This window comes from Acinetobacter calcoaceticus DSM 30006 = CIP 81.8 (assembly GCF_000368965.1).
Taxonomy (GTDB): domain Bacteria; phylum Pseudomonadota; class Gammaproteobacteria; order Pseudomonadales; family Moraxellaceae; genus Acinetobacter; species Acinetobacter calcoaceticus.
The window spans coordinates 1,921,762-1,947,659 of sequence record NZ_KB849780.1; the positions used below are offsets into that span (position 1 = coordinate 1,921,762).

Consider the following 25,898-nt stretch of genomic DNA (forward strand, 5'->3'; position numbering starts at 1 on the left):
ATTTAATTTACTTAGCTACAACACCATCTTGTTGATACTTTGGTGAACGTGGACCATATAACAACCCCATACCCGGATTATAAGTCGTCGGGGTAAAAAGTTGAGTATTTACCATACTTGATAATGGATAAGCCCGATCATTAAAGCTGCCAGCAATCTGTTCAACTAAAGCACCGACGACCATTCCGATTAAACCCGCGTTGCCATCATTACTTGCTTGAACAAGTTTTTTCTCACCTGTCCAAATCACATCTCCAGTTTTTAAATCAACAAGCTTTGCATCAGCACTTACTGTCGCGACACTTTGAATGACTTGATATTTAGAGCCATATTCTTTAATTCGAATATATAAAGCAGCATCTGCACCAAAAATCTCTTGTAATTTCTGAGGTGCAATAGACTGAGCATCGCTGCCATTAGTAACACCATTCTCTTTAAACATATTGTCTACAACAGAGATTGGAAAAACGTAATAGCCAGCTTCTGCAACAGGCGCCACCACAGTAGGCCAATAACTATAAGTCGCTTTTACATCAGGCGAATCATTGACTGGCGGCAATACCAAAATCGATTTTGGCATATGCGCTTTATAAGCCGTAATATCTTTATTCGGCGGTGGAGTAACAGCACATCCCGTAAATGCAAGGCTAGAAATAACCAAACCAGCAATTAAAAATTTCTTAATCATGATTTTGTATTCCCACCATTAGCATTCATTTTTTGCAATAAACGATCCATTAAAACCGTAGACTCTGGATATACTTGACGTTCAAGCTGGAAATACTCGATTGCTTTTTGAGAATTATTTTCTTGCAAATATAATAATCCCAAATGAGCATATAAACCTGGTGGAACGGCTAAGCCCTTACCTTTAGTTTTTTCAATTTCAGCTTCTAATTTTGTGATTTGCGAACTTGGTGTAGCTTTCTCAGGTGCGTTATACATCAAATAAGTTTGATGAGTATAAGTTCCCCAATTATATAAAGGTTGAGGACCAGCGGCGCAACCCACCAATCCCATAGCAAGAAAACTGCTTAAAAGAATTTTTTTCATCTAACACATATCCAAAATTATTGAACTGACCAACGGTTATTTTGAATATCTGTCACAAGATTATTAACTGCTTCACGAACAGCTAAATCGAGTACTTTGCCATTTAAAGTAGAATCATAAGAAGCTGTAGAGCCAAAACCTAATACTTCACGAGCACCTAATGCATATTCACCTGCACCCTGTACGGAATGCACAACTTCTGATGTTTTTACATCAACAACATTTAAATTAACTTTTGCATAAGCAACTTGCTCTTTACCGCGACCTAAAATACCAAATAATTGCTGATCGCCTACTTCTTTACGACCAAATTCAGATACGTCACCAGTAATGACATAACGAGCGCCTTTAATAGATTGGCTTGTATTGCTATAACCAACTTCTTGTTTAATTTCAGATAAATTATCGCGATTTAAAACTGTAAAATAACCAGTTTGCTGTAAATGTGTCTCAAGAATAGTTTTCGCCTGCCCACCTAGACGATCTACATTGTCAGAGAAAACACCTCTCATATAACTAGAGCGATTATCAAATTTACCAATAGAAACTGGAGCTTTTACTCCGGTATATTTAATTTGAGATGTAGCTACAGCTACTTGTGGGCTTTGGATCGTTCTTGAAGTTTCAGTAGTTGAACATGCAATTAAACTGAAAGAACTCAAAGTAGTAATGATTAATATTTTTTTCATGTTTACTCTATAATGGTTACAAAATATAAAGAATACATATTATATACAAAAAGACTGTCAAACAATCCAGCAATTTAACCAATGAGTAAAAAATGCTATTTTTATTTTAGAAATATTTAATTAATAAAAAACTCCTATTTTTATAGGAGCTTTTTGAATTTGGTTACAGTGATATATGTGTGCAAGCAATCTTATAAAATATTATAAATATAATAATAAATCGAGCAGCAATTATTACTGGCCTTAGTTAAGCTTTTTAGTATCTTTCCTTACCTATATCCTCATCTAACTTACCCCAAAGTAATTAAAAAATAATCTAACAACCTTTCTCTTTCATCGGGCTTGTTCGGATCTAAAAGCTGAACCATTGCCCCATCTATCACAAACAAGAACATGTGAGCATCAGGTTTTGAAGCATTTGCATTGGTGGTTAAAAGCAAATTATAGATTTCATTAATGAACCAGTTTCGATAATCAACGACTACCTGATATGCCTTGGGATGTGTTTTTGAAATCTCAAAAATAGCTTTAAAAGGCAAATGATAAAGCCCGTCTAAATCGGCATGTAAAAAGTAAATTTTGCGAAGCTTTTCAAGCAGAGTTAAGTCTTTTTGAACATAAATGATTGAAAGCACTTCTTGTTTAAGACCATCTTTTTGGAAAGTCAGGCTCATTTCAATTAGCCTTTCTTTTGAGTGAAAGTAATTATAAAAAGTGGCTTTGGGAACTTTTGCTGACTCAATAATTCGGTCGACCCCGACATTATGAAAGCCATAGTTGTTAAACAGATATCGGGAAGTGTGAAGCACACTTAAAGCACGAAATGGGAGATCTGAATGTGGCATAGTTTTACCGTTATAAAAAATTCTTGTTGTATATAAATGAGATAAAAATGCCTTCACTCTTTTTTAAACAAATAAAAGGTATAGCAAAGCCGTAAAGACTGTGCTTGGCACATCTCAAGTTTTATTGTTGATTAAGTTTTAAGTGATAAAGATTTAAAGTCCGAAAAGCCTAGTGACTTTCAAACTGCTATAAAAGTTTAAGTTGTGTCGTTATAGCTTTTGGCAAAGGCTGCCAAGAAATAATGAATGTGCAAAGCCAACTCCTTTTTATTGGGAGTTCTGCCAAAACATTAAAATTATGGTGGCAGAACGAAAGGGGTTCGCAGACTGGTCATAGATCCAGCACACCCAAAGGTGTCCCCCTCCGTTCCACCATAGAGGGGGCGCGAGGGTGTACACACTAAAAGTATAAAACCTTTAATGCTTCTATGAGACGGTCTGCGACAACCGACTGGCAATGTGGCCAGCAGGCAAAGGATAGTGCTCTACCCTATTGCAGTCAAGCACACAAAACGACATTTGCTTTAAAATAGATCATTAAAAAGTAAGGGTAAATAATGAGTCCGTTATTGTTAAAGAAGGGTTTATAACGGTATTGAAATTTATATAGATATATTAGTTGCGGTGGGTAAGAATAGAATATAAAAAATGGAAAACAATGAAATGAAAATATCTTTATTAGATGTACAACAAGTATTCAATGATCTATTAAACCATAAAATCAGCCGAGACGATGCTGAAGAATGGGCAAGAAAAAGAATGAATGCACTGGATAACCAAGACTTAATTTTTGATCCTCCTATTAAAGAGGAACTCCTATGGAAAGCAGTAATATATTTAAGTGGTGTTGGGTTAAAAATATCTCCTAATAAATATATGGAAGATGAAATTGGCATTAAAGAAATGTTTAGTACTTATTGGAATCAATGAGTTTTTTAGCGAAAATTTATACCCCAAATTATAAGATGATTAAATTAAAACAACATTCTAAATAAAAAAAGCTAAGCCCAATAACCGTGACTTAGCTTTGAAAAATAATTTAACAGGCTCTATCTAGAAAATTTATGGTCTTTAGGAAGTGGAGCATCACATGGTTGATCCGTCTTTACATTGACCATTTTCACAGGCCCATCATTGTAGATTGTTACCTTACAGCCTTTTACGACATATTCCTGTTGAATTCCACCATACATTTCATCCTCAGAAACAGCAGATGCAACATCACAAGCCTCGTCAGCACGGCATGCAGCCTCTTCTTCACCAACCTCTACAGCTTCTGCTCCAGCTGCTTCCATTGCGTCTACAGCACTCTCTTGCACTTCAGCATCTACAGTCTGTATCTTTGCTGCATATGTATTTGAAAGATTCATCATAAGAAAAATTGCAAGAAATAATTTACTACAGTGATTTATTAAATTCATGAACTATCCATATCTATTAATTTAAATTCAGCGTATACCGAGATCGATTTTACTTTGCCAGTTAGGAATGCAAAGGGGTTAGTATTATAAGGAGCTATTTACCCATAATTATACATATAGCAGCAATAGTTGACCCGAAAGGATTCTTCAAACAATTACAAGATATTGACCATTATGAGGGTGCAATTAACTACAAAATATAAAATTAAACTGAAATCTAATTCTGCCCAACTCAATCCAAATTTTTATATGGGTTGCTAAGTACTAAAAAACATACACATAAAAAAAGCCCCTGCTTTTAACAGGGGCTTTTCGAATTTGGCGGAAGCGGTGAGATTCGAACTCACGGAGGACTCACACCCTCGTCGGTTTTCAAGACCGGTGCATTAAACCGCTCTGCCACGCTTCCATGTGCGTAAGAATACAAAGCTTATTCATTTTATTCAAGAAAAATATCATCGCTTTGTGTTCAAGTGCGTATTGTTTCATCAAATATTACAATCGAGCAGCTAATTCTGCTCCTTCTTTGATCGCACGCTTCGCATCTAGCTCCGCTGCGAGCTTTGCACCACCAATAATGTAGTAGTTAGCTATAGTCGACTCACCTTCTTTTGGCATCAAGTCTTTTACTGACTCTTGACCCGCACACACCACAATCGTATCGACACGTAAAAGCTGGTCTTGACCATTATGCTCAATCCAAAGCCCTTCATCAGTGACCGCTTTATATTGCACACCACGGAGCATACGTACGCCATGCTTTTTAAGCTGTGCACGATGTACCCAACCTGAAGTTTTACCAAGGCCAATACCTAGAGGTGTTGTCTTACGTTGCAGTAAGTAAATCTGGCGAACAGGAAGTTCAACTACTGGTGGTTGCATACCACCTTCAGAAATATAGTTAGGATCTGGGTCTACGCCCCATTCACGTTGCCACTCGGCTAAAGGTTGAGGCTGTGGTTGATGTGGAGGTTTAAGTAAGAATTCCGATACATCAAAACCAATACCACCCGCACCAATCACTGCAACTTTTTGCCCAACTTCTGCACCTTTTAAAACCTGAGCATAAGAAAGAACTTGTGGCGCATTGCTTCCTTCAATTTTTAATGCACGAGGGATTACGCCTGTTGCAACAATCACTTCACCAAAACCTTCACGTTCAAGCTGCTCACGGTTCACGCGAGTATTTAAACGTACATCTACCCCAGTTTTTTCGAGTTGGACTTTAAAATAGCGAATCGTTTCGTGAAATTCTTCTTTACCCGGCACCACCTTGGCAAAGTTAAACTGACCACCCACATCTGAAGTCGCTTCAAATAAAGTGACCGCATGACCACGGCTCGCTGCAACGGTTGCTGCTGACATACCCGCAACCCCGCCACCGACAACAGCAATACGTTTAGGCTGCTTGGTTTTTAAATACACCAGTTCTGTTTCATGGCCTGCACGTGGGTTCACTAAACAAGACACGCGCTTATTTTTAAAAGCATGGTCTAAACACGCTTGGTTACAAGCAATACAGGTATTAATTTCATCAACGCGGTTAGTCGCTGTTTTATTTACCCAAAATGCATCGGCCAATAAAGGACGCGCCATTTGAACCATATCTGCTTTGCCAGTTGCCAAAATTTCTTCGGCAGTTTCAGGCATGTTAATACGGTTTGAAGCAATAATCGGAATAGAAATATGTTGTTTTACATGTGCTGTGTAATCGACAAAAGCAGCACGAGGTACAGACGTTACAATGGTTGGTACACGTGCTTCATGCCAGCCAATGCCCGTATTTAATAAAGTTACGCCTGCCTTTTCTAAAGCTTTGGCAACAATCACGACTTCTTGCATGGTGTTACCGTCATGAACTAAATCGAGTAAAGACAAGCGGAAACAAATAATAAATTTCTCGCCGACTTTGGCACGAATCGCTTTAACAATCTCGACCGGAAAACGCATACGGTTTTCAATGTCACCTCCCCAACGGTCAGTACGCTGGTTCACGTGGCTACTTAAAAACTGGTTAATTAAATAACCTTCCGAGCCCATAATTTCGACACCGTCATAGCCTGCTTTTTTGGCAATGTCAGCGCACTGAGCGTAATCTTCAATTGTGCTGAGAATATTTTTTTCAGAAAGCTGGCGTGGTTTAAACGGCGAAATTGGAGATTTAATGGCTGTTGAAGACACAACAAACGGTTGATAGCCATATCTGCCCGCATGCAAGATTTGCATTAAGATTTTAGAGCCATGTTTATGAACAGCATGAGTTACCAGACGGTGCTGAGGAACATCAAATAGACTGTTCATGGTTCCGCCAGCAGGTGCTAACCACCCTTGACGGTTCGGTGAAATACCACCTGTCACAATCAGGCCAACCCCACCTTTGGCACGTTCTTCAAAATAAGCAGCCAGTTTAGGGTAATTATAGAAACGGTCTTCTAAGCCCGTATGCATGGATCCCATCACCACACGGTTTTTAATAGTGGTAAAGCCTAAATGTAATGGTTTTAATAGATTGGCGTAACTTGTCATGCTGCGTCCCAATAGTTTTTTGCAACTTGTTGCATAGTACTTTAATACTTTTTTTCCGCTTTTGGATGACCCAGTAAAGAAATTTATTGGAGCTTATGGTCAATCCATAAAAACCAATCGTATTACTTTTATTTAATAACACTAATGAAATCTGGTTCTTTCTCCAATTTATATAATAAAAACTGCATAATCACGCCAAGAATGATGACAAATCATATTCATCCTATTTTCTTTTAAGTCATTAAAAGTCTTTTCTTATTTGAACAACAATACTTCATTCACCTCTTCTTATTCTATAAATGAACTTATATTTTTTAAGAAATTAAAACTTCAAATCAGAACAAGTGAATTAATGCTTTTTTTGCCAAAAAAAGCACCATGAATAGTGCTACAATAGCCGCCATTCAGAATTCTCGAGGCCACCTACACGGGGTCTTTTTTATAAATGTTAGGATTAGCAATGACTGATAATGCAACTATCTTGCAGCATGTACCAGTAGGCAAAAAAGTTGGGATTGCCTTCTCCGGAGGCCTAGACACTTCAGCTGCTCTATTGTGGATGAAACAAAAAGGCGCAGAGCCTTATGCATACACTGCAAACTTAGGCCAGCCTGATGAAGATGACTACGATGCAATTCCAAAGAAAGCAGAACAATACGGCGCTGTAAAAGCTCGCTTAATTGACTGCCGCTTACAACTTGCGCTCGAAGGTATTGCTGCAATTCAGTGTGGTGCATTCCATATCAGTACAGGTGGTGTTCCTTATTTCAATACGACTCCATTGGGTCGTGCAGTAACAGGCACAATGTTAGTTACTGCAATGAAAGAAGATGACGTAAACATCTGGGGTGACGGCTCAACTTATAAAGGTAACGATATTGAACGTTTCTATCGTTATGGTTTGTTGACCAACCCGAATCTTAAAATTTACAAGCCTTGGTTAGATCAAAACTTCATCGATGAACTCGGTGGCCGTGCTGAAATGTCACAGTTCCTGATCGACAACGGTTTTGACTATAAAATGTCAAAAGAAAAAGCGTATTCAACTGACTCAAACATGTTGGGTGCAACTCACGAAGCAAAAGATCTTGAATACTTAAATGCTGGTATTAAAATCGTTGACCCAATTATGGGCGTTGCTTTCTGGAAAGATGAAGTTGAAATCAAACCAGAAGAAGTGACTGTACGCTTTGAAGAAGGTGTGCCTGTTGCATTGAACGGTCAAACTTTTGACAATCCGGTTGAGCTTATTCTTGAAGCAAACCGTATTGGTGGCCGTCATGGTCTAGGTATGTCTGACCAAATCGAAAACCGTATTATCGAAGCGAAATCTCGTGGTATTTATGAAGCACCGGGTATGGCTCTTCTTCATATTGCTTATGAGCGTTTGGTTACTGGTATTCACAACGAAGATACGATCGAACAATACCGCATTAACGGTTTACGTTTAGGTCGTTTACTTTACCAAGGTCGTTGGTTCGACTCTCAAGCACTGATGTTGCGTGAAACTGCACAGCGTTGGGTTGCTAAAGCTGTTACTGGTGAAGTTACGCTTGAACTTCGTCGTGGTAATGACTACACCATCATGAACACCGAATCTCCGAACTTAACGTACGAAGCTGAACGTTTAACAATGGAAAAAGGCGATTCAATGTTCTCGCCTATGGACCGTATTGGTCAATTGACTATGCGTAACCTCGACATTACCGATACACGTGCAAAACTTGAGATCTATACAGATGCTGGTTTGCTTTCAATAGGTCAAGGTTCTGCTGTGCCACAACTCGATAGCAAGAAAAAATAATTTTTCTTAGCTCATAAAAAAGCCACCTACAAAGGTGGCTTTTTTATTTTAAACGTTTGAGCTTAAGCAATTTCTGGTAACTGCAAAGGCTGATAATAAATCTGGTTACGTCCAAGCTGCTTAGCCCGATATAAAGCTTGATCGGCAGCATGAATTAAATTTTCCTGAGTTACTCTTAAGCCTTCCGTATAAACAGTAAAACCTAAACTAATAGTCACATGCTGAGAAACCAATGATGCAGCATGAGGAATCGCTTGACGTTCTATAGCTTTATAAATATTGGCAGCCACAGCATATGCACCTTGAGCCGGTGTTTTTGGCAAAAGAACGACAAACTCCTCTCCGCCATAACGGGCAACAAAATCAACATGACGAATAGAATTTTTAATTGCAGAGGCAATAGACGAGATGACCTTGTCTCCCATCTGGTGTCCATAACAATCGTTATAGTTTTTAAAAAAATCGATATCAATAAATAAAACTGCCAATGGACGTTGTTCTTGCTTTGCCCGATAGTAAAAAAAGTCGAACATCTCATCGAAAGTACGTCGATTAGAAATTTTAGTGAGCGCATCCTGCTGACTTAAATGAAGCAACTCAGATGCCTCAATACGTAAAATCTGTTCGTTAAGCTCAGCAAGCTGATTATTTAAAAAAAGGCTTCTTTCTCTAGACGTGAGCATCGTACTAATTGAAAAACCCAAAATACAGCTACCAAATAGTGCTCTTCCCAAAGCAATATAGTCACAATCCGCTTGAAATAAAATTAATAGAGAAAAAACACAAATGGCTGCGATCAAACCCACATAAAGCATATGCAAAGGCTTTATACCGCTCAAGATAAAGCCAAGCATATATAAAAAAGAAAGTAGTAACATCGACTGATTTTTAAGAGCGATATTTCCTACACTAAGAAGCAACATTGCATTGACAATAATGGTAAAAAATACAATCCCGCATGCAGCAATATAAAAATATTCAGAGAGTTTCTTAAACTTGGCAAATACCCAAAATAACAGTAGCGCACCTGCAATATTAATTGCACTTAATATGCAGTAAATAAAATCCCAAGTTATGTAAGGTACACCTATCACCAAATAGTCTGTGGGTAGCACTAGCAAAATAAAAATAAGATAGGTTAGGACACCACTTGCTAAAAATTTTGAGATATTTTGTTTTGTTCGCTCAAGATTTAAGCTCCAGAATTTTTTTTCTAATTGATGGGGCAAAGCTGTATTGGCATAACGATGGGTATGTAAAGTTACCAGATATTCTATTTCTTCTTTTGCTTTGAGTAATTCATGTACATTTCCCCTATTTACCACTACCCGTTTCCTGCCTCTTACACATTAACAAAATATAACATTATTTTTTAACGCCTCTTGCGCTTTATTTTGCCATTTGTCCGTAATTCTCGTTACCATTTTCACACTTTATCGATTATCATTTGTTTTATTTCGAAGTTTGAACTGCCTTGAACTCTATTACCCTGCTCCAGCCAGATGATTGGCATGCACATTTACGTGATGGTTTAGCATTAAAACGTACCGTACCTGATTTGGCTAAACAGTTTGCTCGTGCGATCTGTATGCCAAACCTTGTTCCGCCAGTAAAAACTGTGGAAGAAGCATTAGCTTACCGTGAACGTATTCTTGCTCATGTTCCAGAGGGTCTGAATTTTGACCCACGTATGGTGCTTTATTTTACTGACTTCACTTCACCAGACGAAGTTCGTAAAATTAAAGAATCTGGACATGTAAATGCAATTAAACTTTATCCAGCTGGCGCGACCACCAACTCTGATAACGGTGTAAGTGACATTCGTAAAGTTTATGCAGTTATTGAGCAATTAGAAGAGCATCAAGTTCCTTTATTACTTCATGGTGAAGTAACTCATAACCACGTCGATATTTTTGACCGTGAAAAACGTTTCCTTGATGAAGTACTCAACCCACTTTTAAAACAGTTTCCAAAACTTAAAGTGGTACTTGAGCACATCACCACAAGCGATGCAGCTCATTTTGTTTTAGAACATGACCGTAATGTTGCTGCAACAATCACCCCTCAGCATTTATTATTTAACCGTAATGACATGTTGGTCGGTGGTATTAAACCGCATTTTTATTGTTTACCAATTTTAAAGCGCCAAACACACCAAACAACTTTGCTTGAAGTTGCAACGAGTGGTAATCCTAAATTTTTCTTAGGTACAGACAGTGCGCCGCACTCGCAAGATGCAAAAGAAAATGCGTGTGGCTGTGCGGGCTGTTATAGTGCACCAAATGCGATTGAGCTTTATGCCCAAGCATTTGACCAAGTGGGTAAATTAGAACGCCTAGAAGGCTTTGCAAGCCACTTTGGTGCAGACTTTTACGGTCTACCACGTAATACTTCTACTATTACCTTGGTAAAAGAAGATAACCTTGTACCAGAATCTTTTGATTATTTAGATGATCAAAAAATTATCCCGCTGCATGCCGGGAAAACGCTGCAATGGAGAAAAGTGTGACACAAGAAACCTCTGTCCCGGTCATTGGCCAACGTTTTCGTGGCTTCTTGCCTGTTGTTGTTGACGTTGAAACGGCAGGTTTTAATGCCCAGACAGATGCATTGCTAGAAATTGCGTGCATTCCAATTGTGTATGATGCTCAGGGACAATTTGTCCCTGGTCCAGCATTTCATGCACACATCAACCCGTTCGAAGGGGCTAACCTCGACCGACGTTCGCTAGACTTTATTGGTATTGATCCATTCAATCCAATGCGTATGGCAATGGCTGAAGATGAACGGACTGCATTACGCCGTATTTTTAAATCAGTAAATGAAGTTCGTAAACAACAACATTGTACCCATGCAGTGTTGGTTGGTCATAACGCCCATTTTGATCTTGGTTTTGTTCAAGCAGCGATTGCACGTACAAGCACAAAAAACCAGAACCCTTTTCATAGCTTTTCAGTCATGGATACGGTTACTTTAAGTGCTGTTATGTTTGGACAAACTGTCCTTGCTAAAGCCTGCATACAAGCTGGAATTGAGTTCGATGGTAAAGAAGCACACTCTGCTTTATACGATACTCAGAAAACTGCTGAACTGTTTTGCTATATTTTGAACAAACTGTCTCCTTACCTACTTGACAGTTTGGTGGCGGCTTCTTAAGATACCGCCATCCTCAACGTCCCTATCGTCTAGAGGCCTAGGACATCGCCCTTTCACGGCGGTAACCGGGGTTCGAATCCCCGTAGGGACGCCAATTTCTTTTATAAGAAATTCATTTAAAAATCACATCTTTTAAATTACATCATCTCACTTCAACTTTACTTCATCAGGTTGTACCGCTGGATCATCTCTTTCAATAATTATTGAATCAGCTACAAACTTTGTTTTTGTTTCACTTGGATTTGATTCTATTGAAACTTGTGGTAATGAAACGGACGAAATATTAAAATCAGCATATATTTGTGCAAGCTCTGGTGTTCTTTTATAGCGTATAACTTTAAAACCAGCTTCCCGAATTAAAGCATCTCGTTCAGCATCTAAGTCTTCTTTTCCTTTATGGCTAGAATCATCTAATTCAACAATAGCAACAATATTGAATGATTTATCTAGTACGACAAAATCAGCTACTTTCCGATTAAATAAATTACGTGTTGCATATCCTTGTGCTGTCATAAAAGCGCTAAAAGCAACTTGTGCCCAAATAATATGTTCAGGCAATGCTTCTTTTAACTTCATAAAAGTTGGTTGTTCATTCATGGTAATGATACGTTTTCCTTTGATTGGATTACGCTTTCCATTCCCCCCCCTTGCTTTCTCCTTTCTTTAAAATACTTAAAATTGCCAATATAATTATGACCAACAAAAACATACCAATAAGCATAGACATTAAACTTCCCCTTGATAAAAATAAAAAACCATCTTGATTTTCAAAAAAATCTAATTTAAAAAGATTAGCTATGAAATATTTAATTGATTTTAAAGCTGTTCTTTATATATTTAATGCTCTATTTTAAACTGTAATTTATAATTATTTAAGCTCACCTGAGTATACTTTTTATTCTCATATTTCTAAATAAAATACACTTGTCTAGATTTATCACTACTTTTGTATTCCTTTTACACGCAGTTACATTATAATAATTCTTATTTTTATACTGATATTTATTATCAAATAGGTTTTAAATGGATCTTAAGCTTCGCCTCCTCTCCCTGAGCATTGCTCAAATCTGCTGTTTATCACCTGCTTTTGCAGAAACAGATAGTTCTTCAACGACTCTTGCGACGATTAAAATTAAAGCCCACCAGGCATCTGACCAAACTTACAAAGTCGATAGCTCTAGTAGCGCAACACGTAGTGAAATCGCATTAAAAGATACACCGCAATCGGTCACTGTTGTGACCCAAAAGGTGATTGAAGATATTGGTGCGACACGCTTAATTGAAGCACTTGATTTGGCTGGTGGCGTTGGACGAGCGAATAACTTTGGTGGTCAAGGCTTAACTGGTTTTAACCTTCGTGGTTTCACCAGTGGTGAATTTTATCGTAACGGATTCCCAATTAACCGTGGTTATCCAAATGCACCAGATAGCAACACGATTGAACGTGTAGACGTTTTACGTGGCCCTTCTTCTAGCTTATATGGCCGTGGTGACCCAGGCGGTACGTTTAACTTAATTTCAAAAACACCAAAGTCTGAGCAACAAACCACTTTAGGTGCTCAGCTTAACAGCGAAGGTTTATACCGCACCACTGTAGACACCACAGGCACTATTCCAAATGCAGAAAATATTGGTTATCGCCTAAATGTGATTGCAGAAGGTGGTGATAGTTATCGAGACAATGTCGAATCCAAACGTTATGGGATTGCGCCAGTCATTCAATGGCAAGCGACTGATGCAACTAAAATCACTTTTGAGGCCGATATTTTACGTAATCAACATCCACTTGATCGTGGGCATACGCGTTATCCTACACAAAAGTCTTTTAACAGTTCACCAGAAACATATTTGTGGGAAACAGGTAAATATAACAACCGAATCTACAATGATAACAATATGACTCAATTACGAGTCGAACATGATCTTGGAAATGACTGGAAGCTCAATGCGGGTGTGCAATACTTAAATGGCAAATTGCATGGCTATGCAGTAGAAGCAAATGGCATTCAAAATGACGGCGAAACTTTAGGCCGAAATTACAACTACCGCGAATTAAAATGGCAAGACACTGATGCACAAATTAACCTAACAGGTAATTTCCAACTTTTAGGTTTAGCACATACTTTAGTGACTGGGCTTGAATATGAAAACTATGATTACAAGTCATATATTATTCGCTCAAGTGGAGATGTCGGTAGCTACCCTATTAATATTAATGATCCTGTTTTAGGCCAACCGCTACCTGAGCTTAACCGTGTTACTACACATGACCACGAAAATTTAAAAACAACTGCCCTTTTTGTACAAGATCAAATCGAATTAAATGAACGTTTAAGCGCTTTATTGGGTTTACGCTTTGAGCACTATGAGCATGACTATAAAAACCTATTACCAAATACTGCAAACTGGAATACTAGTCACGATGCCTTTATTCCCCGTTTAGGGTTAGTTTTTAAAGCCCGTGATGATCTTTCAATCTATAGTAATGCAGCAAAATCTTTTAAACCAAACACTGGCGCTAGCCGCAATGGAGAAGGTTTTGACCCTGAAGAAGGCATTGCTTACGAGTTAGGTTTTAAATGGCAAGCCCTAGACAATATGTTATCGGTTGACTCTGCTATTTTTTATGCTGAAAAAGAAAATGTATTAACTATCGATCCTATTGATTCAGCCTATAAGGTTTCTGCTGGTGAAGTTCGTAGTCGTGGTATTGAGCTAAATATTGCAGGTCAGATTACACCTGCTTGGAAAATTATTGGTGGATACGCATATACAGATGCTGAAGTGACTAAAGACAACACTTTGCAAAAAGGAACGTCTTTAGCCAATATTCCAAAGAACAGTTTTAACCTTTTAAATATTTATGAATTTCAGGGCGGAGCTTTACAAGGTTTAGGTCTAGGAGTTAATCAAAAATATATTGATAAGCGCGCAGGACAAACAGCCAATAGCACCTACACCATGAAAGGTTATGCGGTTACCGACTTAGTTTCTTACTATCAAGCAACACCAAAACTTCGGCTTAATTTAGATTTGAAGAATATTTTTAATAGAACTTATGATGAAAGTGCTTTTAATTTATATGCTTATCCAGGCGAATCACGTACTGTTCAGTTTGGTATGAGCTATACGTTCTAACTTGAAAATATAAAAAATCTTTTCACGGCGATAACCCTAGTGCTAATCCCATAAGGATGTCAAACTCTAAAAAGCCACTGCATTTTTAAGGCAGTGGCTTTTTACTGACCTTCTCTCATAAAAAATATAATCTTTTGATTTATAAATACTTTATTATACTTAAGTTATCTTCTGTCCTATACTAAGAATAGATCAAAACTATAATTTGAACATGACATGCAAATTCGATTATTTCATCTACAAAATTCACATTCTCAACGCATTATTTGGTTTTTAGAAGAATTAGGACTCAATTATGAGCTCATTATTAAATACCATTCAGACGTAGACGAAAATAAAAACTCACCCCACCAATTATCAAAATTTCCTACTATCGAAATCATTGAACAAGGAGAGATTTCAATCTTAGCTGAAACCTCAGCAATCTTAGATTACTTATCTCATTTACATCCCCAATTGGGACAGAACAATTTATTAAGCCAGCATCTCCAAAATTTTTATTATTGGAAAAATTATTGTGAGGCGACATTCATTCCCGATTTGGTACTCAAACAAATCTTTCACCAAATTGCGCAACGTACACCTTTTCCAATCCGTTTCATTCCTAAACTTTTAAAATATGGATTTGATCAAGGCTATCTTAATCAATCATTACAACAACAAATGAACATGATTGATAAACATTTAGAGGATCACTTATGGTTTGCTGGAGATCAGTTTACTATTGCTGATATTTTGATGTGGTTCCCATTACTGGCTTGCTCACAAAATTACAGCCAGTTTAAACATATACAGCGTTATCTTATCCAAATAGAAAACAGACCTGCCTTTAAGAATGCTTTAATTAAAGGACAATGGTCTGCTTCTACATTTAACACTTACTGGACTATTGCATGGTAATTAATTTACGCAGATTTACGTGAATTCACGCGACCTTTTACCACAGCTTTAATATTGCCTTTGGCATAATTAAAAAAGACGACTAGTGGTGAAAGTTTTGGATTTGGCTTTTTGCCTTTACCAATTGTCTTAAATTGAGCGGCATACCAAATAATTTCCATAATTGCCATTTTGTCAACAAAAGGTAGGCCTGTTTTAATTGGTTTTACTGCATAGCGCACGTCCTGCCCTGCAATTAAACGGTCTGTTAAATCAGTCTCAACTGCAAGCGGACGCGCAATACCAATAAAATCACAAGCCCCACTTGCGAGTGCTGCATTCATCCCTTCTACAGTACGAAAACCACCTGTCACCATGAGTTTACATTTAACGTGTTGGCGGATCTTTTCAGCAAAATCTAAGAAATAAGCTTCACGCGCAATTGTACTTGTTTTGCGCTTGTCAGCTTTAGCCCCAGCCATGGCAGGTGCTTCATAGGTGCCGCCTGAAATCTCAATCAAATCAATACCAGCTTCATCGATCGCTTTAAATACTGAAATTACATCTTCTTCAGTAATTCCACCACGTTGGAAATCAGCAGAGTTCAGTTTGACTGAAATGATAAAATTCTCGGAAGTTGCTTCGCGAACAGCCTTATAAACTTCCAATAAAAAGCGTGTACGGTTTTCAACTGAACCACCCCATTGGTCGGTACGCTTATTCGTTAAAGGCGATAAGAACTGGCTAATCAAATAACCATGCGCACCGTGTAGTTGCACCCCTTCAAAACCTGCTTTTTCACAAATACGAGCAGCAGTTGCAAATCGATTAATGATATCTAGAATTTCATCATGAGTCAGTTCACGTGGCGTTCCAAACATAGTCGCTAAAGCTGGGCTAAATGGTACTGCTGACGGCGCGACAGTCTCTTTATTTAATCCTTTTGGACACTGACGCCCTGGGTGGGACAATTGAATCAACTGCACCATTCCATATTTCTTACCTAATGCTGCCCACTCTTTTAAGCGCTCTAAATCCCGTTCGGTTTCAATAACAACAACACCGGGTTCATTTTTTGCGCCCACATTGACCATGACGTTGCCTGTGATTGCACAGCCAAGCCCACCTTTTGCCCATGCCCCATATAAGCCTAAATGTAAGTCATTTGGTTGACCTTCATAATTTGCAAGCGCCTCACTCATTGCACCTTTAATAATTCGGTTTTTGAATGTGGTATTGCGAATTGTGATGGGTTGAGCAATCTGGTTCATGGTTAACCTCTTTTTAGTTTTTTAGAGCAATTACTCTAATTTAGACGAGTTATAGGGCATGTCAAGTCATAATCGATAACTGACAATAGCACATGTCAACTTTAAAGAATATAAAAATATGCAACTTTTTGCATAAAATTTAAAAACAAACCATTCCATTTAAAAACAAATGTTTAATAATTTATTTTAAAAGTTTGCTTTAATTAATTGTCTTGTATATTCAGTCTTAGGCTTAGAAAACAACAGTTCGGTTTTCTGATATTCAACAACTTGTGCATGGCGCAATACCATGACTTTATGGCACAAGGATTTGACTATATTTAGATCATGGCTAATAAAGATATAGCTCAAATATTCAGTTTTCTGTAATTGTCGTAAAAGCTTAATGATGGCTTTTTGTGTAGTTCGGTCTAATGCAGAAGTCGGTTCATCCAAAATTAAAAGTTTAGGTTGAACCACTAAAGCTCTTGCCAAAGCAACCCGTTGACGTTGGCCACCTGAAAGTTCATGTGGATAACGGTGCTGAAAATCTTCAGGCAGTTCAACCTTATCAAGCACAGATTTAACTTGTTCTTGAATTTGAGTGTTCAATACTTCTTTTACTTTTAAACCTTCAGCAATAATCTGCCCAACCGTCATTCGGGGGTTCAGGCTACCAAATGGATCTTGGAATACAAGTTGAAAATCAGATCTCGCTAAACGTAAAGCTTTGGGAGCCAACTGATTCAAATCTTGTCCTAAAAAATTAATCCGCCCTTCACTTTTAATGAGCCGTACTAAAGCCAGAGCCAAAGATGACTTTCCAGCACCACTCTCCCCAACGACCCCAAGTGATTCACCTTGAGCAAGATCAAAGCTCAAACCTTCTATTGCAGTCACATAGCCCTGAACGCGATTGAAAATACCTTTTCTAATTGGAAATTGCACGCTAAGCTGCTGAACGGACAAAACATTCTTTCCTATTTCAATAGATTCTGCATTTCCAAAATCATGTTCTAATAATTGCTGTGTATAAGCGGTTTTAGGATTTTCAAAAATCTGGCTAAGCTCACCTTGCTCTACAACACGCCCACGTTGCAATACAACCAGTTCATCGGCATATTGACGTACCAAATTTAAGTCATGGCTAATTAAAATAAGTGCCATTCCATATTTTGCTTGTAAAGATTTTAATAGTTCTAAAATCTGGATCTGTAAAATTACATCAAGTGCTGTAGTCGGCTCATCAGCAATCAAAATCTTGGGTTGCAGTGCCAATGTCATGGCAATCATGACACGTTGTCGTTGACCGCCAGAAAGCTCATGTGGATAGCGTTTTAAAATCTGTTCTGGCTCACTAATTCCAACATCTGTGAGTAACTCAATGACTTGTTGTCGAACATCCTTTTTACTCAAACCTAATAAAACAAGGTTTTCACCTACAATCTTTTCAACCTGATGTAGTGGATTTAAAGCCGTGGCAGGTTCTTGAAAAATCATTGAAATTTGTCGACCACGCACATTGGATTGAGCTTTTTCATCTATCTCAAGCATGTTTTGGGAACCAATCCAGACCTGCCCTGTTATTTCTAATTTCTCTTGTAGTAACCCCATGATTGCTAAACAGCTAAGTGATTTACCTGAGCCACTTTCCCCAACAATAGCCAGTGTTTCCCCTTCATTAAGCTGCAAATTAAGGTCTTCTAACAAAATCTTTTGATCTAACGTTTGAATCGAAAGATGTTCAACCTTCAACAATGCAGGAGTAACATTTGTATTATTTTCTTGGGTCAAAAGCATCACGAGCAGCCTCCCCAATATAAATTAAAAGTGAAAGAACAATAGCCAGACTAAAAAAACCTGAAATCGCTAGCCATGGTGCATCTAAATTATTTTTACCTTGGAGCAATAACTCCCCTAACGATGCTGCATCGGGTGGTAAGCCATAGCCTAAAAAATCAAGAGCAGTTAAGGCACTAATATTAGTTGTTAAAATGAATGGCAATTGAGACAAGCTCGAACTGATTGCGTTCGGCAAAATATGCTTAAAAATAATAACGCGATCAGTCACTCCCAAAACTTGGGCTGCACGAACATAATCAAGCTGGCGAGCTTTCAAAAACTCTGCTCTGACAATTCCCACTAAAACTGTCCAGCCAAAAAATAACATAATGAAAAATAGCCAATATACATTTGGAACAAACATGCTGACCAAAATCATGACAATGAATAGCATGGGCAAGCCATTCCAGACTTCAACCAAACGTTGTCCCAATAAATCTACCCAACCGCCATAGTAACCTTGAATAGCACCCACAGTAATGCCAAACAAAGCGGAACAAAAGGTTAAGGCCAAACCAAAAAGTAAAGATACTCTTAAACCATAAAGAATACGGGCAAAAACATCCCTTCCCTGATCATCAGTTCCCAACCAGTTCTGCTTGGAGGGTGGTGATGGCACAGGAACTGCTAAATCTAAATTAGGAGTTTGATATGAAAATTGAATGAGCGGCCAGACTGCCCATCCTTGAGCATGAATAAGTTCTTGCACAGCCGGATCTTTATAATCTGCTTCTGTTTCAAACACGCCACCAAATGTCGTTTCTGGATATGTCTTAAACACCGGTAAATAATAGGAATCTTCATACTTCACTAACAGCGGTTTATCGTTAGCAATCAACTCCGCAGCTAATGACAAAATCAAAATTATACTAAATAAAATAAAGCTGGCCCAACCTAATTTATGTTGTCTAAAACGTTGTAATCTTGTCCGCACAATCAAAGACATTATTTGCCTCCTTGCGCGTCAAAGTGAACCCGAGGATCAATCCATTGGTACAGCACATCACAAATGAGACGTAAAATTAGACTAAATAAAGTAAAGAAAAATAAGACGCCAAAAATAACTGGATAGTCCCGCTGGACAATGGCTTCAAAGCCCAACAACCCCACACCATCTAAATGAAAAATAATTTCTACAAAGAGATTCCCCACAAAGAAAATACCCGCTAATACTTCTGGCAACCCTGCGAGCACGACTAAAATAGCATTACGAAATACGTGTTTATATAAGACTTGCTGGCTATTCAATCCTTTTGCATAAGCAGCTAAAACATAGGGTTTATTGAGTTCTTCTAAAAACGAATATTTGGTTAAATACGTTAAACTGGCAAAACCGCCTAATACCATCGTAATAAGTGGCAAAGTCATATGCCATAAATAGTCGGTAACTTTGCCCCAAAGACTGAGTTGATGAAAATTATCTGACAGAAGATTTTGTAATGGAAACCATTGAAAATAAGAGCCGCCTGCAAAAAAAACCACAAGCAAAATAGCGAATACAAAACTTGGTACGGCATATCCCACCACAAGTACTAACGAAGTGGAGTGATCAAACCATGAACCTTGCTGTCTTGCCTTCTTAATACCAAGCGGAATAGAAATTAAATAAATCAGAAAAGTACTTACCAGCCCAAGCGAAATAGAAACAGGCATTTTGTCCCACAACAATTGCACGACTGGTTTATCTTTAAAAAAACTCTGTCCAAAATCTAAAGTTAAATAGCCTTTTAACATGAGGAAAAAGCGTTCAGGAGCAGAACGATCAAAGCCATACTGCGCCTTAATTTGTTCAACCATTTCAGGGCTTAAACCTTGAGCACCTTGATAATAAGTCTCTGCACTTAATGCACGTCCAATTCCCAAATCACCTTCAGCTTGATGTATTGCTTGCTCAACTGGCCCACCCGGTGCAATTTGCACAACCACAAAGTTAATCAATAAAATGAAAAACAATGTGGGAATCATTAAAAGAAGTCGCTTGAGAATATATGAACCCATATAACAGGATTTCCTTTATGGCAGGTGCTTTTTATTGTTGATGTAAATATTTAGCAACTTTTTTGGCTTTGTTTGCATCACTCCACCAATAATCTATTCCAGACGAAAGTGCTGGTTTAATTTTAGGTTGTTGATACATATTCCAATAAGCATACCAGTTTTCACCTTTACCATAGGTCGGAATTTGATAATAACCAGCTCTCAGTAATCGATCGAGAATACGAGTATAAATAATCTGTTGTTCACGGCTCTTACTCGCAACAAGTTTTGAAATCACTTGATCAATTACTGGGTTGCGAATTCCCGCATAATTGTAATTTCCATCCTGCGCTGCCGCCATGCTCCCCCAAAACTGAGTCTGCTCATTACCTGGATTGAGAGATTGCGGCAAATTCATGGTGGTCATATCAAAGTCATAACGGCGGGTGCGCTCTAAATATTGTGGAGCGTCGACTTGACGTAAATTAACCTGAACACCGAGTTTTTTAAGATTACGGACAAAGGGCATTAATGTTCGTTGTTTGCCATCTTGTTGAATTAAAAACTCAAGCTGAACTTTTTTACCTTCAGGCGTCAACAACAGTCCATCTTTAACTTTATAGCCAGCCTGTATAAGCAGCTGCCGCGCAATTAATAAATTTTGACGGTTAAATCCACTCGCATCCGACACTGGGTATTTCCAATCTGCTACAACACCTTGCTGCATGAGTGGAGGTAACTTAGGCAGCAATGGTTTCAATATTGCTAATTCAGTTTTCGAAGGCTGACCCGTTGCAGCCAATTCGCTATTTGCAAAATAACTTTGAAGGCGTTGATATTGACCATAAAACAAAGCTTTATTCTGCCATTCAAAGTCATAGGCATAGGTTAAGGCTTGTCTAAAACGAATATCATTTAAGGGTTTTCGTCGTGTGTTAAAAACATAACTTTCCGTTGCAATTGGGTTATGGTGACGGAACTTATATTGAGTAACTAACCCTGCTTTTACTGCTGGAAAGCGATAATCTGTTACCCATTTTTTGGGGTTAGTTTCTTCATGCAAAGTGTATTGCCCAGATTTAAACCCTTCAAAAGCAATATCCCAATTTCGATAATAGACATATTTTAAACGATCAAAATTATAGCGCCCCTTATTAATAGGCAAGTCTTTTGCCCAGTAATTTGGATTTCTTTTATAGAGAATACTTCTACCTGCATCAACTCGTTCAACAACATAAGGTCCCGAGCCAACAATTGGTTGTAGAGTAATTTGGCTAAAGTCTCTTTGTTGCCAATCTGCCTTTGAATAAATCGGCAAGGTTGCCAAAATGAAAGACATTTTAGGATTATGTGTAGACTTAAAACTGAACTTTACTTGATGGGCATTTATTACTTCTGTTTTTGCCAAATCAGCAAGGTACATCTGCAAACCTAAATTGGACTTAGTCTGATATGCATCAAAGCTAAATTTAACATCTGCCGCAGTGACTGGCTGTCCATTACTAAAACGCGCCTTAGGATTTAAATAGAAAGTAACAGACTGCGTTTTTTCTGGGTCATAAGTAACTTTCTCTGCCAAAAGAGGATATAAAACCCCGACCTCATCTAGCGATTGGGTCATTAAAGTATCAAAAAGATAATTAACGCCTTCTGTAGCATTCCCCTTACCATTCATACTATTGAGGTTATCAAAAGTTCCTTGAGCAGCCTGACTTAACAAGCCACCTTTAGGTGCATTAGGGTTTGCATATGGCATAGCCAGCATTCCTAAATATTTAGGCTTGGAATGAATCGCTATATATGAAGTGGTTTGCTGTGCAGAAAAAACAGCATGAGAAACGACACTGAGCCCGACTAGCAGGCTCAGTTGAAAATATGATTTATGCATAAGTTGCTAATTATTTTATAAATTAGGTACTTTAATGACATCGCCAATGCGAAGCTGAGTAGAAGGTGTCAAATTATTCAGCTCAGCCAAGAAATTGGTTTCTAAACCATATTTGCTAGCAAGGCCAATTAACGTATCGCCACGCTTCACTTTGTATTCCACAACAGTTTTTGGAATCACAATATTTTGACCGCGCTGTAAATTAGCACTCGCTTTTAATGCATTCATTTCAGCAAGTTCACGTACTGAAATACCTGCACGGCTCGCAATACTATTTAAAGACTCACCAGATTTAACAGTATATCTTTCAGTGTTTTTACCAGCCGCAACTGTTTTAGTTGAAGACTTGGTATCAACTTTAGCTGTTTCTACTGTAGGCACATCACCTGTTAGCTTTAAACGTTGTCCTACACGAACACTACTGTTACGTGAAAGACCATTCAATGCAGCAAGATAATCCAACTGTAAGTGGTAACGGTTAGCAATATTACCTAAGCTATCACCAGATTTAACTGTGTAGTTCTCAGGTGTCTCTTCTTTAGTATTTTTAGAAGGTTTACTTGGTGCTTCTTCAACTGTACCTGTGAGTTTTAAACGTTGACCCGCACGTAGTCCTGCTGTACGAGACAAACCATTTAAGTCAGCCAAATAGCCTGTTTGTAAGTTATATTTACTAGCAATAGCATTTAGGCTCTCCCCAGACTGTACAACATATTGTTCAGGCACACTTAGACCAGCTGGTACTTTTAAAGTTTGACCAAGCTGTACATGACTACTTGCTTTTAAGTTATTTAACTCAGCTAACTCAGCTAGGCTAATTTTTGATTTAGTTGCAATACTCGATAAAGTATCACCGCGCTGTACTTTATAGCCTTCTGTTTTATAAGAAACACTTGGCGTCGCTTTCTCAAATTTACTAGAAGTCTTAGTTTCAGCAACTTCATCTACCGAAATATCTTGTGTAGGCACATTAATTTTTTGGCCTACCATCAAGTTACTACCCGCAGTTAAACCTGGAGTTAATTCAGCAAGTTCCTGATTAGAGAGCGCATAACGATCTGCAATCAATTTAAGGTATTCACCGCGCTTCACAGTATAGCTTTTAGTTGCAATTCGTCGTGTATTTGCCTGAACTACTTTTGGTTCTGCTTTAGCAGTTGAGCGGCTATTCTTCGGCTCTTTTAACTGTAGTTTTTGCCCAACAAACAAATCATCGGTCACTGATAAATCGTTATATTCAGCTAATTGCTTTACTGACAAATTAAACTGGTTAGCAACACCGCTTAAGCTATCATTGGCCTGAACCACATACACATCTGGTTTAGCCGTACTTTTCGAAGTACTTTGAGTTTCTTGTAGTTTCGCATCATAAAGATAAAGACTAGTTCCTACAAACAAAGTCTTTTCCGGATCAATCTGGTTCCACTTAGCCACATCACGCCAGTTCACACCATTCTTCATGGCAATAACTGCTAAAGTATCACCTGGTTGAATTGTATAAGTACTACGCTTACCTTTAGGCTGTACAACTACAACATCAGTATCAGTTTTGATATAAGGCTTATCTTTATTACGTTGTCCATCTTCAGAGTTAGCGACAGTCGCATCTTCAGCTAAAGTTTTTGGATAAGCAAAACCTCTACTTACCTCTTTACCTTGTTGCTCTGCAACTGACTGGCTGGTCTGAATTGCGGTTAACCTAATTTTGCCATCATAAGGATCGACAATTTCAGTTCCTTTCGGCGCAATTGCTTTTAATTCAGCAACGACTTGATCTTTCTCGGCTTGAGTTGCTTGCGGTTGTAGAGCTTGCTCTACAGTTTCTTTTGCACCTTCAGCTCGAACAGCAGCTAAAATCTTTTCACGTTCAGAAGCCGAAATTGGTGGCTCCATCTTAACAGGCTGCTTAATATTAGCTGCATTAGTCACAGCTACAGGAATACGCGGCGCACTCGGTACATCTGCCGATGCGGCAAATGCAGCTAACGCATCTGAACCACGTGGTGTAGATTTTGAAGTAATTGAACTATTCTTCACAGGTGAAGACGGTTTAACTGGCTGAACTTGCGTTGTCGGATTTGTTTTTGTTGTTACTGTAGTCGAAGGACTAACCGTAGGTGTAGACGGCGAAGTTACATTTGCCCACCAACCTGAGCCACCACCCGTTTTTTTCCCTTTTAATTTATTATCAATTGAAGGACTTAAATCTGCTGGAAGCAAAATACGCATTGGACTTGCAGGGTCCACTGCTTCACCACGATATCCCGGGTTTAATGCATAAAGTTCTGAACGGCTTAATCCTGCTACAGAAGCAATTTCATTTAAAGTTAAAGGCGCAGATAAAGTCACTTCACGGAAATGGGGTCTATTTGCAATAGGTGGTAGTTCTACACCATAAGCTTTTGGATTTTTAATAATTTGAGCAACAGCTAAGAAACGTGGAACATAGTTCATCGTTTCTTGAGGTAATTTTAGTGACCAATAGTCAGTTGGTAAGCCCGCCGCCTTATTTCGGTTAATCGCCTGTTGAATACGTCCCGGACCAGCATTATAGGCCGCCAAAGCAAGTTCCCAAGAACCGAATTGGTTATACAAGCTTCCTAAAAATTCATAAGCTGCACGAGTCGACTCAACCACATCGCGACGCCCATCATACATACTTGTTTGCTTTAAGCCATAAATACGACCAGTGCTTGGAATAAACTGCCATAGCCCTGCTGCTGCTGCACTACTTGTTGCAGCTGGGTCATAAGAACTTTCAATTACTGGTAATAATGCAAGTTCTGTCGGTAATCCACGGCGTTCCGCTTCTTTCACAGTATGGTACAAATAACGACTGGCACGAGCACTTAAACGATCAAGGTAAGGCTGACGAGAAATAAACCAGCTACGCTGAGCTTCAATACGTGAATCCCAGTGATTCACGTCCATTTTGAAACCAACTGACATACGCTTCCAGACATCACCATGCTTCAAAATAAGCAGACGATCACCTTCTACAGCGCGCATATCGGTTGCTGAAAGTAAGTCTTCCAAAGAGTCAAGACTACTCGCATCTAGATAACCTGCACCACTCACCTGTTTCGATTTAGAGGTTTTTGCAGATTGCGGAGTCGATGAACAGCCTGTTGTAATACCCAACGCAGCTAAAGCAGAGCTAAGTACGGTAATTTTGAACAATGATGCCGCAGATGGCTGCCACACAAATGTGGTTGGTTTATACATAAAAACTTCCAAACAACTCGCGTAATATTTTTTGGGGTCTGGCCACAAACCCTAGGTCTTCGATGCCATTGTATTAAAGCGTGTAAGATAGACAAGGCAATAATTTGATGTCATTTGCATGGAAATGTTACAAGAAATTAAAAAAACCTTGCTTTGTTACGATGGAACCGAACTTTTTGCGTATACAATACACCATATTCAGTTC

The 25,898-nt window shown here is 38.5% G+C and carries 19 protein-coding genes, 2 tRNA genes and 1 pseudogene; 7 read left to right on the forward strand and 15 right to left on the reverse strand.

Annotated elements, in window-relative coordinates; translation table 11 throughout:
- Positions 1-7 precede the first annotated feature (7 nt).
- The 4 genes from F936_RS13975 to F936_RS13990 form a co-directional block, all read right to left on the reverse strand.
- Positions 8-688: a DUF799 domain-containing protein gene (locus F936_RS13975; RefSeq protein ID WP_005048273.1), complete on the reverse strand. Its 681-nt coding sequence runs from the start codon at positions 686-688 to the stop codon at positions 8-10.
- The gene (locus tag F936_RS13980) at positions 685-1,053 is read right to left on the reverse strand and encodes a DUF4810 domain-containing protein (protein WP_005048275.1); all 369 of its coding nucleotides are present in this window, start codon (positions 1,051-1,053) and stop codon (positions 685-687) included. The genes F936_RS13975 and F936_RS13980 overlap by 4 nt, the downstream gene beginning before the upstream one ends.
- A 17-nt stretch (positions 1,054-1,070) precedes the next feature.
- Positions 1,071-1,742, reverse strand: a complete 672-nt coding sequence (locus F936_RS13985) for a CsgG/HfaB family protein (RefSeq protein ID WP_005048277.1) — start codon at positions 1,740-1,742, stop codon at positions 1,071-1,073.
- Between the two features lie 290 nt (positions 1,743-2,032).
- Entirely contained in the window at positions 2,033-2,587 is a 555-nt protein-coding gene (locus F936_RS13990; protein ID WP_005048278.1) for a TetR/AcrR family transcriptional regulator, read from the reverse strand.
- 663 nt (positions 2,588-3,250) lie between these two features.
- On the opposite strand from F936_RS13990, the gene F936_RS13995 reads away from it, so the two are divergent.
- On the forward strand, positions 3,251-3,517 hold the full coding sequence (locus F936_RS13995) for a hypothetical protein (RefSeq protein ID WP_003652789.1): 267 nt from the start codon (positions 3,251-3,253) through the stop codon (positions 3,515-3,517).
- A 119-nt stretch (positions 3,518-3,636) separates the two neighbouring features.
- On the opposite strand, the gene F936_RS14000 is transcribed toward F936_RS13995, so the two are convergent.
- From F936_RS14000 to F936_RS14010, 3 genes are all read right to left on the reverse strand, one after another.
- Positions 3,637-3,960: a hypothetical protein gene (locus F936_RS14000; protein WP_080595367.1), complete on the reverse strand. Its 324-nt coding sequence runs from the start codon at positions 3,958-3,960 to the stop codon at positions 3,637-3,639.
- 367 nt (positions 3,961-4,327) lie between these two features.
- Positions 4,328-4,417 (reverse strand) — tRNA-Ser (locus tag F936_RS14005).
- 86 nt (positions 4,418-4,503) lie between these two features.
- Positions 4,504-6,534, reverse strand: coding sequence for an NADPH-dependent 2,4-dienoyl-CoA reductase (locus tag F936_RS14010; RefSeq protein WP_005048284.1), 2,031 nt, complete (start codon positions 6,532-6,534; stop codon positions 4,504-4,506).
- A 445-nt stretch (positions 6,535-6,979) separates the two neighbouring features.
- On the opposite strand from F936_RS14010, the gene argG reads away from it, so the two are divergent.
- On the forward strand, positions 6,980-8,338 hold the full coding sequence (argG, locus tag F936_RS14015; RefSeq protein WP_080595329.1) for an argininosuccinate synthase: 1,359 nt from the start codon (positions 6,980-6,982) through the stop codon (positions 8,336-8,338).
- A 62-nt stretch (positions 8,339-8,400) separates the two neighbouring features.
- Here argG and F936_RS14020 read toward each other — a convergent pair whose 3' ends face one another.
- Positions 8,401-9,663 (reverse strand): GGDEF domain-containing protein, encoded by a 1,263-nt coding sequence (locus tag F936_RS14020; RefSeq protein WP_005048289.1) that lies wholly within the window; start codon positions 9,661-9,663, stop codon positions 8,401-8,403.
- Positions 9,664-9,812: 149 nt separating this feature from the next.
- Between F936_RS14020 and pyrC the strand changes: the two genes are divergently transcribed.
- The 3 genes from pyrC (at position 9,813) to F936_RS14035 (ending at position 11,588) form a co-directional block, all read left to right on the forward strand.
- Positions 9,813-10,847, forward strand: a complete 1,035-nt coding sequence (pyrC, locus tag F936_RS14025; protein WP_004641891.1) for a dihydroorotase — start codon at positions 9,813-9,815, stop codon at positions 10,845-10,847.
- Entirely contained in the window at positions 10,832-11,494 is a 663-nt protein-coding gene (gene rnt, locus F936_RS14030) for a ribonuclease T (protein WP_003652803.1), read from the forward strand. The genes pyrC and rnt overlap by 16 nt, the downstream gene beginning before the upstream one ends.
- A gap of 18 nt (positions 11,495-11,512) precedes the next feature.
- Positions 11,513-11,588, forward strand: a tRNA-Glu gene (locus tag F936_RS14035).
- 53 nt (positions 11,589-11,641) lie between these two features.
- Here the strand turns inward: F936_RS14035 and F936_RS14040 are convergent.
- Positions 11,642-12,221: pseudogene (locus F936_RS14040) on the reverse strand (DUF2726 domain-containing protein).
- A 296-nt stretch (positions 12,222-12,517) separates the two neighbouring features.
- Here F936_RS14040 and F936_RS14045 point away from each other — a divergent pair.
- On the forward strand, positions 12,518-14,632 hold the full coding sequence (locus F936_RS14045; protein WP_005048296.1) for a TonB-dependent siderophore receptor: 2,115 nt from the start codon (positions 12,518-12,520) through the stop codon (positions 14,630-14,632).
- 216 nt (positions 14,633-14,848) lie between these two features.
- Positions 14,849-15,532: a glutathione S-transferase N-terminal domain-containing protein gene (locus tag F936_RS14050; protein ID WP_005048299.1), complete on the forward strand. Its 684-nt coding sequence runs from the start codon at positions 14,849-14,851 to the stop codon at positions 15,530-15,532.
- Positions 15,533-15,537: 5 nt separating this feature from the next.
- On the opposite strand, the gene F936_RS14055 is transcribed toward F936_RS14050, so the two are convergent.
- From F936_RS14055 to F936_RS14080, 6 genes are all read right to left on the reverse strand, one after another.
- Positions 15,538-16,782: an NADH:flavin oxidoreductase/NADH oxidase family protein gene (locus F936_RS14055; RefSeq protein WP_004641875.1), complete on the reverse strand. Its 1,245-nt coding sequence runs from the start codon at positions 16,780-16,782 to the stop codon at positions 15,538-15,540.
- Between the two features lie 186 nt (positions 16,783-16,968).
- On the reverse strand, positions 16,969-18,564 hold the full coding sequence (locus F936_RS14060) for an ABC transporter ATP-binding protein (protein ID WP_100224328.1): 1,596 nt from the start codon (positions 18,562-18,564) through the stop codon (positions 16,969-16,971).
- Positions 18,539-19,549, reverse strand: coding sequence for an ABC transporter permease (locus F936_RS14065; protein WP_005048304.1), 1,011 nt, complete (start codon positions 19,547-19,549; stop codon positions 18,539-18,541). The genes F936_RS14060 and F936_RS14065 overlap by 26 nt, the downstream gene beginning before the upstream one ends.
- Positions 19,549-20,601, reverse strand: coding sequence for a microcin C ABC transporter permease YejB (locus F936_RS14070; protein ID WP_003652818.1), 1,053 nt, complete (start codon positions 20,599-20,601; stop codon positions 19,549-19,551). The genes F936_RS14065 and F936_RS14070 overlap by 1 nt, the downstream gene beginning before the upstream one ends.
- 31 nt (positions 20,602-20,632) lie before the next feature.
- Positions 20,633-22,468 (reverse strand): extracellular solute-binding protein, encoded by a 1,836-nt coding sequence (locus F936_RS14075; RefSeq protein ID WP_026055534.1) that lies wholly within the window; start codon positions 22,466-22,468, stop codon positions 20,633-20,635.
- Positions 22,469-22,483: 15 nt separating this feature from the next.
- Positions 22,484-25,693: a lytic transglycosylase gene (locus tag F936_RS14080; protein ID WP_005048308.1), complete on the reverse strand. Its 3,210-nt coding sequence runs from the start codon at positions 25,691-25,693 to the stop codon at positions 22,484-22,486.
- Positions 25,694-25,898: the final 205 nt, after the last annotated feature.